Annotated in this window: 1 protein-coding gene and 1 pseudogene; both read left to right on the top strand. The window is 62.9% G+C overall.

Translation table 11 applies throughout. The features are described from left to right. Positions 1-872 (top strand): sigma 54-interacting transcriptional regulator (locus tag EN893_RS30950; RefSeq protein WP_164901267.1); only part of this gene is annotated, 872 nt, incomplete at its 5' end. 129 nt (positions 873-1001) lie between these two features. Further along, positions 1002-2032 (top strand): annotated as a pseudogene (locus tag EN893_RS30945) (PAS domain-containing sensor histidine kinase); the annotation flags it as partial.

The raw sequence follows: 2032 nt of genomic DNA, 5'->3' as shown, positions 1-2032 counted from the left end.
ATATGGCGGCGATCCCGCGTGACCTGATCGAATCGGAACTGTTCGGTCACGAGAAGGGTGCCTTCACCGGCGCGCAGAACCGCTCGACCGGCCGCTTCGAGCAGGCCGAAGGCGGCACGCTGTTCCTCGATGAAATCGGCGACATGCCGATGGAGGCGCAGACGCGCCTGCTGCGCGTGCTGCAGCAGGGCGAGTACACCACGGTCGGCGGACGCACGCCGATCAAGACCGACGTGCGCATCGTCGCTGCCACCAACAAGGATCTGCGCACGCTGATCAACCAGGGGCTCTTCCGCGAGGATCTTTTCTATCGCCTCAACGTCGTGCCGCTCCGGCTGCCCGCGCTGCGTGAGCGCTCCGAGGATGTGCCGGACCTCGTCCGCCATTTCTTCAAGCTCGGCGAAATGGAAGGCCTGCAGACCAAGCGCATTTCTTCCGGCGGCATCGAGTTGATGAAGCGCTATCCGTGGCCGGGCAATGTGCGCGAACTGGAAAACCTGGTTCGCAGGCTCGCCGCGCTCTATTCGCAGGACGAGATTTCCGCCGAGATCATCGAGGCGGAGCTCAAGACCGGCGAACGTCCGGTGGTGCCGGGTGGCGGCAATCTGATCCCCGACGATTTGTCGATCGGGCAGGCGGTCGAGCACTTCCTGCAGCGCTATTTCGCTTCCTTTGCCGGCGATTTGCCACCTGCCGGGCTTTATCAGCGCATCCTGTCCGAGGTCGAGTTTCCCCTCGTCCTGGCTTCGATGACGGCAACCCGCGGCAACCAGATCAAGGCCGCGGAACTGCTGGGCTTGAACCGCAACACGCTGCGCAAGAAGATCCGCGAGCTCGGCGTCAACGTCTACAAATCATCGCGGCAGGGCTGAGCCTTGATCTGAGCCCGCGCTCTTTTCAGGGGATCGGCTCGCGAAAGATTTCCGTCTCGGTCACACTTGTTGCATAATCGCCACAATGCGTTGCATACATCCGACGCAATCATGGCTCTAGACGGCGACATGGCTCCGCAGGCACCGACAACAAACCAACCGCTCTTCAGCGAACCCGGCGCTCGTGACGGGCGCCGGCTGCTTGCGCTGCCGGGTGTGATCGCGGTCGTCGGCGCGCTGATGACGGCTGCGATCTCGTTCACCATCCTCGTCGGCGCCACGCCGATCACACCGAACGAGTCGACGACGCTGGCGCTGATTGCCCTCAACGCGGCTTTCGTCCTGTTTCTTATCGCGCTGGTCGGGCGTGAGGTGCACCGCATCCTGATGGCGCGCCGGCATGGTAAGGCCGCTTCGCGGCTGCATGTGCGCATTGTCGCCATGTTCGCCCTGGTTGCCGCCATTCCCGCCATCATGGTGGCCATCATTGCCTCGATCACGCTCGACATCGGCCTTGACCGCTGGTTCGAGATCCGCACCAAGACGATCGTCAATTCGTCCCTCTCGATCGCCGACGCCTATGTCCAGGAAAATGCCCGCAACCTCCAGGGCACGACATTGTCCATGGCCTATGATCTCGATGCGTCGCGCACGCTCTACGGCCTTGATCGTACCGGCTTTCTCGACTTGATGAACAAGGAAGCCGTGGGCCGTTCGCTGGCCCATGCGGCGCTGATCAAGCCGGACGGCTCTTTCGTCATGAGCGCCAAGACCGATACGGAGTTCGCCATGCCCGAGCCGCCGGAAGGCGCGGTGGCCAGCGCTGCCGACGGCAAGCCGGTGCTGATCGAACCGAAAACGCGCAACATCATGGGCGCCATCGTCAAGCTGCGGGAGATCGAAGGACTCTACCTCTACACCATTCGGCTCGTCGATCCCGAAGTGATCAAGGCAAGGCAGATCGTCAGGTCCAACACCGACGAATATCGGGGGCTGGAAGATAACCGCCGTACCTCGCAGGTGGCCTTCGCGCTGCCCTATCTGTCGCTGACGCTCATCATCATCCTGTCCGCGATCTGGACCGGCATTGCGGTCGCCGACCGTCTGGTGCGGCCTATTCGCCAGCTCATCGGCGCCGCCGACGCGGTGGCGACCGGCAA

Source organism: Mesorhizobium sp. M7A.F.Ca.CA.004.04.2.1, assembly GCF_004022825.1.
Classification (GTDB): Bacteria; Pseudomonadota; Alphaproteobacteria; order Rhizobiales; family Rhizobiaceae; genus Mesorhizobium.
This window is presented reverse-complemented; position numbering and strand designations above follow the sequence as displayed.